Genomic DNA, 8,725 nt, shown 5'->3' with positions numbered 1-8,725 from the left:
GCCGCTGCCAGGCGGCAGCACTCAGATAGGCGGATACGCGACCGCTGATGCGGCCGCGCATGGATCAATCAATCGGGGGCAAAGCAGGTGTCAGTGCGTGGCTGCAGGCGATGCCTGCTTGTCCAGCACCCGGCTCAATACTTCGACATTGCCCAGTGACAACAGGTGGGCGTAGATCCAGCCCAGGTCACCGGACTTGGCAAGATCCTGCAAAGCCTTGCCCTTGAGCTCGCGCAGCTTCTGCTCGTCGACCACGAAAAAGCCGTCCAGCGAGAAGGTTTCGCCAGCTGCCGTCTGCACATTCACCTGCTTGGACACCAGCAGATCGTGCGCGACCAAAGCAGTCGTCAGGCCGCGGGTACGTGCCAGGTGCACCTGGTATTCCTGCAGGAACTCCAGCGCGTTTGACAGCACGGCACTGTCGTTGCCTTCTTCGTCGAACAACGCCGCGCCTTCATCGCCGCCTTCCCGCAGACCTTCGAATGCCGCATCCAGGCAAACGGTAAAATCGCTGCCCTGCGCATCCTGCTCGGCCAGTACGAACGGATAGCGACGCAGGAATGCCGGTACATAAGCACCCTCGACCCAACGCCCCTCGGCATTCACCATCAGGTTCTGGCCACTGCGCAGGCCCAGCAATGCGGCAGGTACCACGCTGTCAGCGCTGTTGCCGGCAAACACAATCGGGTAGTCGCGTGCGGCGCGGGCAAACTCCACGCAGGCAAGCGGTACGGAATTGAGGCTGGAGGCGAATCGGAAGTCCCCGTCGTTGGCAACCACCCGATGGTTGCGATGGGCAACCCGATTCAACTGAACCGGACGGTCATAGATCAACAGCTGCTTCATGGCGCTCCCCTGTGATGGAAAAAGTAACCCTCACTAGAAGAAACCGGGAAAAGCGTCCGCATCCAATCACGAATCCAAAAAAAAGTGGGACATCCGTCACTGGCGCCAATTAATTTTTGTAAATTTTTCGTAAAACACAACACAGCCAGCCAAGACACCTGCCGTGGACACGCCAGATTCATCGCGTGGAAACGCCGCACGGCGGTCCACGGAGCGCGTCAACACCAGACTCGCCGGATCCCGCGCGCGGCAATAAATCGGAATATATCAACAGCTTGGAAAGATCCCTTCGCTGATACGGCAGTGCACATCACCCGTAAACCTGACGCGGCTGCCTTCAATACCCTCAGCTGCTAACGCGCGCCAAGATTCTGCTCGGCCAACAGCAGCAAGCCGTCCAGTTTGCGCCGATCCGGCGAGCCGGCAACCTGCTGCCGCCCTATCAGCAGCAGCACACGCTGCAGTTCTTCCTTGGCCAGGCGCGCGTGTCCCAATTGCAGCAATGACTCGGCCAGGGCCAGACCGGTCTCGGCAACGGCTGCGCTGTCCTTGCCCTGCTTGCTGCCGGCAAACTCCAGCGCAGCCCTGCGCAACGCCAACGCTTGCTCTCCTTCGCCCAAGCGCATCGCAAGATCGGCACGGATTCCCAGCCAGCGCAGCTGCAGCTCCTCGGCAACCGGTGAGTCCATTTGTTCCAGCATTTGCCGCGCCTGGGCCAACTGTCCGCTGCGCACATGCCAATCGATCCGGTTCAAATGGGCCTGCACGCGACCAGGTGCATCGGCCGGCAAACTCTGGCTCAGCCCCTTGTCGGCGTGCATCAGCAGCCCGCCCGCCTCGCCCATCCGACCATCACGCATCAGCAGGCGCCCCAACTCGCTCTCTGCACGCAGGCTGGTAGGCGAGTCCTCACCCAGTTTCTGCTTGCGGATCATCCACGCCTGTCGATACAGCGCCTCGCCCGCCGCCAGTTCGCCGCGCAGCACCTTCAACGAACCGTAATTGAACAGACCCATCGAATACTCGACCGAGTCCTGTCCATCCAGACGTGCGCTCAAGGCATTCCGTTTCTGGTAATGCTGCTCAGCCGCCGCGTAGTCACCGGAATCCCGGTACAGGTCGGCCAATCCGTCGTACTGCACGCGGACAAAGCTGTTCTCTGCGCCGTACAACTCCAGCGCATATTGCATTCCTGATTGCAGCAGCGGCAGCGCCTGTTCGTACTTGCCCTGTTCGCGCAGTATCTGCGCCAGCCGTGTTTCCGCCGCCAACGCCAAGCTGGTCCGACGGCCATGCAGATTGTCCAGCAGCCGCCGGAACTCGTGTTCCGCCGATGACTGCCGTCCCCAGCGCAGGTACATCAGGCCTTTGTTGTACAGCAGCTCGCTGGTCTCGGCACCGACGTCCACGCCCTCCACATCCTGATACAGCGCCGTTGCACTGTTGAAGGCCGCTTCGGCCAGATCAAAATGCTGCTGGTTCAACAGCGCCAACCCCTTTGCGCTGTACAGACGTGCCTGCACCACCGCCGGGGCCTTGCTTCCAATCAGATCCAGACCTTGCACCGCCAACTGCAGGCCGCGCCCACCATCGCCATCGAGGGTCTTCTGCACGGACAGATCCGCCAGCACATTCGCCGCATCCAGCGGACGCGCCACACGCGGATCCATGAAGCCAGCGTAGGCCTGCTGCAACAGCGTGTCGGCCTGATGCGAAGCACCAGCATTCTGATAGGCAACCCCCAGCACGGCGCGCATCCGCGCCAGCTGCGCCGGCGCATCCGCCAGATCCCGCGCAACCTGCAGTACGGCCTTGTCCAGCAGTTGCCGCGAACTCAACTCCTCGGCACCGCGCTCGGTGCGAAGGAACGGATCAGCGGTTTCGAACATGCCAACCATGAAGTTGCTGATCTGCTGCGCCACAACCGCCTCTTCCTGCGCCTGCCGCCGGGTCTCCCACAAACCAAATACGAACACCGCCAGCAACGCGGTTGCACCCGCGCCTATCGCCGTACCTTGCCAGTTCCGGCGCAGCGCTTTCCCGAGGTGATACAGGCGGCCGCCGTTACGCGCCAATACCGGCTGCATCTCCAGATAGCGGCGCAGATCGGCCATCAAGGCCTCGACCGAGCGGTAGCGCAGGGAGATGTCGCTGGCGCATGCACGTGCGACGATGGCATCCAGATCGCCACGCAGGCGGCGCCGCCAAGGCAGATCAGCCGGTGTATTGGCGCTGGGCGCAATCAATGCCTCACCCGTGTTCTGCGCCTCGCGCATCGACGGTTGTGTCGACAGCAGCTCCAGCAACATCACACCAAGACTGTAGACATCGCTGGCGGCACCGACGGAATGCCCGGCAATCAACTCCGGGCTTGCATAGCCCGGCGTGCAGTAACCCGAATCGCGTTTGTCGCGCGCCTCATTGAGCAGGCGCGCCAAGCCGAAATCCAGCAACACAGGCTGGCCATTGGCCTGCACGAGCACGTTGGGCGGTTTGAGATCGCAATGCAGCACCAGCTGTTCATGTGCCGACTGCACAATGCTGCAGATCTCCAGGAACAGCGCAAGCCGTTGCTGCAGGCCCAATGCCTGCTCGGCGCACCAAACATCCAGCGGCACGCCGTCGACGTATTCCATCACCAGATACGGATGGCCATCCGGCGTGGTGCCACCATCGTAAAGGCGCGCGACATTGGACAGCTGCAGACCAGCCAGCACCTGCCGCTCCGCGCCCAGCAGTTCCACCTCGGTGGCGCCCGGCATGCCATGCAACAGCTTGATGGCAACCGTGCGCTGGTAGAGACCATCGGCGCGCTCAGCCTTGAACACGGTACCCATGCCGCCATGTGCGATGCGTTCGGTCAGCCGCCATGGCCCGAGCCGCTCACCCACGCCCAGTTCCGGCGCCAAGGCACGCGCCAGCGCGGTATCCAGACGATTGCTGACCCGGCTCAGGCCCACGGTCTGTGAGCGCAGCAGCTGCAACACTTCCTCGCGCACCGCAGGGTCATCACTGCCTGTGTCGAGTGCCTGCTGCCATTGCTCGCGCGGCAGCTCGCAGATGGCATCGAACAGCTCACGAACCTGCCGCCAACGCTCCGTCGCCATCACCGCACCGCCGCCGTCACTGATCAGCGCAGCTGCCGGTTCAACCAGGCCCGCGCGAAGCGCAGGTCGCGGTCAACCGTTGGAGCGGATACATCCAGCACCAGCGCGATCTCATCACGACTCATGCCACCGAAGTAGGTCAGTTCAATCGTGCTCGCTGCACGCGGCTCAAGTTCGGCCAGTTGATTCAAGGCCTGGTGCAGGGCCAGCACGTCATGGCCGACAGCTGCATCGTCCGGCACCTGATCAGCGTAGGACAGAGTCAACTGCTCGGCATTGCCACCGCGCTTGTCTGCCGCGCGTGCGCGCATGTGGTCGACCAGTACCGAGCGCATCTTCAACGCTGCAATGGCGACGAAGTGAGCGCGGTCCTTGTAGTCCGCGTCGCTGCCGAGCAGGCGCATCAGCGATTCGTTGACCAGCGCGGCTGGCTGCAGGGTACCGCTGGTCTGCTGCGACAAGCGGTTGCGCGCAATCACCATCAAATCCGAGTACAAGGCTTCGAACAGATGCTCGCGCGCATCCATGTCGCCTTGTTGCCATCGGTGCAGTAATTGCGTGATCTGCTTGCTCAACCCTGTCCCCAGTGCCTGGACGCCCACCGGGGCAACCAATGGTGCATGCCGCATATTAGAACCAGACCCGGCGACTTCCAACCACGGCGGCTGGCACTGTGCGTTCACACTGCAGTGCCGAGTGATCTTCAAGCCCCCTCGGTTCCACCAACGGCGAACACGGTCACAAGCCACACCAGCAGCCGGCTGCCATCGCCCGCATTGGTTCCATGATTGGTTCCGGTGAGCGCGAACCGCAGGCCTGGTGGCGCAATCCTGCCTGACGTTGACAAAGGCTTGCTGGAGAAGGAATCTGCGCAACTTCGCGCCTATCAAGCGCTCAATCGGCAGGTTCTATGCAGCAGGGTGTGATGCAGGGCATGTGGGGACGAGGCGTATTGATCTGCGCACTGTTGGCGGCAGCAACCCAGGCAGAAGCCGGACAGGCACAGCCTTTTGTTCCTGGCGCACACAAGGGGCCTCGACATGGAACACAGAACGAAGTCGCAGTGCTCGCCACTGCACATCTGGCGGGTTTGCCGAAAGCCTTCGATCCGTCGGCGCTTGCCCCGTTGCTCGACCGCCTGGCGGCGTGGCAGCCACAGGCCATCGCCGTCGAGACAGTCTCGGGACAGCAATGCGACATGTTGCGCCGCTACCCTGCCCGCTACGCATTGACGGTGAGCGACTACTGCCCTGACCTGTCAGCGGCGGCAAAGGCGACCGGATTGGATGTAGCAGCAGCGACTGCGGCCGCCGAGGGAATGCTGGTGAACTGGCCGGCGCAACCAAGCGCTGCCCAGCGTCGCGAACTGGCAGCCAAGTTCCTCGCTGCCGGAGAGCACGATTCCGCCCTTGTCCAATGGCTGCACCTGCCAGCGCCAGAGCGGCGCGCGGAGGGCGTTTTGAACCAGGAGCTGGTGGAGGCGCTGGAAGCACTGCGCAGCAGTCGCAATGAAAACACGCTGATCGCTGCACAGCTGGCGGTGCGGCTGGGCCATCAACGGCTCTGGCCGATGGACGACCACAGTGCCGACCGCTATGGCCCGGACCCCAAGGCCTACGTGAAAGCCATCCGCAAGGCGTGGGACAACCCTGCCAGCAAGCAGCGTGCAGCCCTGTACAGCAGCCTGGAATCCCAACTCGACACACCCGAAAAAGCGCTGGCGATGTATCGGCGCGACAACGGCCCGGACGTCGCCCCGGTGGCCTTCGAAAGCGATTACGGTGCCGCGCTGGAAGAACCCTCCCCGGAGGGTTACGGGCGCATGTATGTCACATCGTGGGAGACCCGCAACCTGCGCATGGCCGCCAACATCCGCGACCTGATGGGGCCAAATCCCGGAATGCGCACCCTGGTGCTGGTCGGCGCCTCGCACAAAGCGTATCTGGATGCCTATCTCGAGCAGATGCACGATGTGCGCATCGTCGATGTCCAGCAGGCCTTGCTGAAGTAACGTACCGAGGTTGCGGCAGAAAGCCGCGACCTTGCCGGCGTCACCGTAGCCCGGGCAGCCCGGGGCTTCTCATCGGCAGCCGGCAAGATCACAGGACTCACATCTCCCGGATGCGCTGCGCCTGCCCGGCTACGCTCGAGCTGCCAGTCCAGGCCGCTTGCGGAGCGGTCGCCATCCTGCGGGACAATAAAAAAGGCTCCGGATCGCTCCGAAGCCTTGGCAATGCTGGTGGGCCGTGAAGGATTCGAACCTTCGACCAAAAGATTAAAAGTCTTCTGCTCTACCGACTGAGCTAACGGCCCAAACAAAGACCCGGCCGTAGCCGGGGCGCGTATTCTAACGCAATAAACGCAAAAACAACATCATGCGTAATGGGTTGGATCCGCCATGCCCGCGGCAGTGAAGCCATCGGCGCGCAGCTGGCAGGCGTCGCAGTGGCCGCAGGCCTTGCCGTCCATGTCGGCCTGGTAACAGGACACAGTCAGGCCGAAGTCCACGCCCAGGCGCTGCCCTTCCAGCGCGATCTGCGCCTTGCTCAGGTACTGCAATGGCGCATGCACACGGATGCCCGCGCCTTCCACGCCCGCCTTGGTGGCCAGGTTGGCCAGCGCCTGGAAGGCGGCGATGAACTCAGGACGGCAGTCCGGGTAGCCGGAGTAATCAACCGCGTTGACACCACAGAAAATGTCGTTGGCACCCAGCACTTCGGCCCAGCCCAGCGCCAGTGACAGCATGATGGTGTTGCGGGCGGGCACATAGGTGACGGGAATAGTGTCACCGGCACCGGCCTCGGGCACGTTGATGTCGTCGGTCAGCGCCGAGCCACCGATGCTGCGCAGGTCGACCGCGACCACTTTGTGCCCGGCCACGCCCAAGGCGGCGGCTACGCGTGCGGCGGCTTCCAGTTCGGAGGTGTGGCGCTGGCCGTAGCGCACGCTCATGGCATGCACTTCGAAACCCTGTTCCTGGGCGATGGCGACGACGGCGGCTGAGTCCATGCCGCCGGAAAGAAGCACGACTGCTTTCTTTTTCATGGTGATGATCCGGTTGGGAGAGGAAAGCCAGCACGCTGTCCCGCGCCGGGGTAAACGATTGGAGGGTGCGACGCCGGCTCAGTAACCCGGTGCGTCGTCCCACAGCAATTTGTGCAGCTGCATCTGGAAGCGCACCGGCAGACGATCGGCGACGATCCAGTCGGCCAGTTCGCGCGGGCTGACCTGCGACTTGCTCGGTGAGAACAACACCATGCAGCGCTCCGGCAAACGGTGCTCGCTGAGCATGGACTTGGCCCACTCGTAGTCACCACGGCTGCAGATGACGAACTTGAGCTGGTCACGGGCGGTCAGCAGCGGAATGTTTTCCAACCGGTTGCGCGCCATTTCCGCCGAATCCGGCGTCTTCAGGTCGACCACGCGTGATACGCGCGGATCCACATCGGCGATGTCCAGCGCGCCGGAGGTCTCCAGCGACACGTCCAGGCCGGCTTCGCAGAGCTTGTGCAGCAGGATCAGGCAGCGCTTCTGCGCCAGCGGCTCTCCGCCGGTGACACAGACATGGCGCACGCCCTGCTTGAGCACTTCGGCGACGATATCGTCGATGTCCCACCAGTCGCCACCATGGAACGCGTAGGCGGTATCGCAGTACTGGCAGCGCAACGGGCAGCCGGTCAGGCGCACGAACACGGTCGGCCAGCCGGCAGTATCGGCTTCGCCTTGCAGGGACAGGAAAATTTCAGTGATCTTCAGTCGCGGCAACGGCGACTGCACGATCTCGCTGGGAACAGCGGCGCTCGGAGAGTTCATATTCGTTGGCCGCACCATCGGTGCGGCACCACATCAACGCAGCTGCTGGCCGAGCCGGATCGACTGCAGTCGGTCCTGGGCAGTACGGGCCGCATCACTGCCGGGAAAACGGGAAATAACCTGTTCCAGGGTTTGTTGCGCCTGGGCATTGTTGCCTTCACCGAACTGCGACAGGCCAAGCTTCAGCAAACCGCCGGCAGCCTTGTCATGGGTCGGATAACGGGCAACCAGATCGCTGAACTGTGCCTCAGCCATCTTGAAATTACGGGTCGCATAGAAGCTCTCACCCAGCCAATACAAGGCATTGGGGGTGTAGGCAGCATTCGGGTACAACTCAAGGAAGCTCTGGAACAACTGCGCCGAGTCGGCATAGTTGCCGGCCTTCAACGCATCGAACGCGACATTGTAGGCAGCACGCTCATCACCGGCCGAGGCCAGCGTACCGGCATCGCCACGTACCGTCGGCGGACGTTCGGCAGCAGCCGCTGTCGGCTTTGCGGCCGCAGCGGCAGGCGTCACCGCGCCAGTGGCAGGAGCTGCCGGAGCACCAGCACCGCCTTCAAGGCGATTGAGGCGACCGTCCAGGTCCAGGTACTGATCGCGATTGCGCTGCTTCAGCTGTTCGTTCTCGTGCTGAAGCTGCTCGATCGTGCCCTGCAACGCCTGCATTTCAGTACGCAGCTGCTGCAGCTGATTGAGCATGTCGGTATTGGCCTGGCTGTTGTTGACCTGCGTTTCCAGCACGCCAACACGGTCAGCCAAACTTGCCCGCTGTGCATACGCGGGCGCGGCAGCCCCCAGGGGGACCGCGCCCCCCAGCATCAGTTTTAGACAGATGCGCCAAGCCGACATCACTGCCAGTGGCAGTGGCGCCAACATGCGCTACGCGCTGATGGTGGCCGATTCCGACGGCTACAGCCCGCAGACCATCGTGCGCTCGGCCGAGCCGCTGCTGTCGC

At 62.9% G+C, this 8,725-nt stretch carries 7 protein-coding genes and 1 tRNA gene; 1 reads left to right on the top strand and 7 read right to left on the bottom strand.

The window, feature by feature from the left end; translation table 11 throughout:
- Positions 1-90: 90 nt before the first annotated feature.
- The 3 genes from ACVOLI_RS11880 to ACVOLI_RS11870 all read right to left on the bottom strand — a co-directional run bounded on the left by ACVOLI_RS11880 (position 91) and on the right by ACVOLI_RS11870 (position 4,528).
- Positions 91-846 (bottom strand): SapC family protein, encoded by a 756-nt coding sequence (locus ACVOLI_RS11880; protein WP_481614565.1) that lies wholly within the window; start codon positions 844-846, stop codon positions 91-93.
- Between the two features lie 353 nt (positions 847-1,199).
- A complete protein-coding gene (locus ACVOLI_RS11875; protein ID WP_481614564.1) occupies positions 1,200-3,953 on the bottom strand; it encodes a protein kinase domain-containing protein in 2,754 nt (917 codons plus the stop codon).
- Between the two features lie 23 nt (positions 3,954-3,976).
- Positions 3,977-4,528, bottom strand: coding sequence for an ECF-type sigma factor (locus ACVOLI_RS11870; RefSeq protein WP_481614563.1), 552 nt, complete (start codon positions 4,526-4,528; stop codon positions 3,977-3,979).
- 488 nt (positions 4,529-5,016) lie between these two features.
- Between ACVOLI_RS11870 and ACVOLI_RS11865 the strand changes: the two genes are divergently transcribed.
- Positions 5,017-5,964, top strand: coding sequence for a DUF5694 domain-containing protein (locus ACVOLI_RS11865; RefSeq protein ID WP_481614562.1), 948 nt, complete (start codon positions 5,017-5,019; stop codon positions 5,962-5,964).
- Between the two features lie 226 nt (positions 5,965-6,190).
- Here ACVOLI_RS11865 and ACVOLI_RS11860 read toward each other — a convergent pair.
- From ACVOLI_RS11860 to ybgF, 4 genes are all read right to left on the bottom strand, one after another.
- Positions 6,191-6,266, bottom strand: a tRNA-Lys gene (locus ACVOLI_RS11860).
- Between the two features lie 60 nt (positions 6,267-6,326).
- Entirely contained in the window at positions 6,327-6,998 is a 672-nt protein-coding gene (gene queC / locus ACVOLI_RS11855) for a 7-cyano-7-deazaguanine synthase QueC (RefSeq protein WP_296253817.1), read from the bottom strand.
- 78 nt (positions 6,999-7,076) lie between these two features.
- A complete protein-coding gene (gene queE / locus ACVOLI_RS11850) occupies positions 7,077-7,766 on the bottom strand; it encodes a 7-carboxy-7-deazaguanine synthase QueE (protein WP_481614561.1) in 690 nt (229 codons plus the stop codon).
- Positions 7,767-7,799: 33 nt separating this feature from the next.
- The gene (gene ybgF / locus ACVOLI_RS11845; RefSeq protein ID WP_481614560.1) at positions 7,800-8,588 is read right to left on the bottom strand and encodes a tol-pal system protein YbgF; all 789 of its coding nucleotides are present in this window, start codon (positions 8,586-8,588) and stop codon (positions 7,800-7,802) included.
- Positions 8,589-8,725: the final 137 nt, after the last annotated feature.

It is taken from the genome of Stenotrophomonas sp. STEN029 (genome assembly GCF_056760015.1).
Note: the sequence above shows the minus strand (reverse complement) of the source record. Positions and strands in the feature narration are given on the sequence as shown.

Excerpts from the sequence above, each read along its gene's own strand:
- queE (WP_481614561.1), bottom strand. The coding sequence starts at position 7,766 with ATGAACTCTCCGAGCGCCGCTGTTCCCAGCGAGATCGTGCAGTCGCCG.
- ACVOLI_RS11880 (WP_481614565.1), bottom strand. The coding sequence starts at position 846 with ATGAAGCAGCTGTTGATCTATGACCGTCCGGTTCAGTTGAATCGGGTT.
- ybgF (WP_481614560.1), bottom strand. The coding sequence starts at position 8,588 with ATGCTGGGGGGCGCGGTCCCCCTGGGGGCTGCCGCGCCCGCGTATGCA.
- ACVOLI_RS11875 (WP_481614564.1), bottom strand. The coding sequence starts at position 3,953 with ATGGCGACGGAGCGTTGGCGGCAGGTTCGTGAGCTGTTCGATGCCATC.
- queC (WP_296253817.1), bottom strand. The coding sequence starts at position 6,998 with ATGAAAAAGAAAGCAGTCGTGCTTCTTTCCGGCGGCATGGACTCAGCC.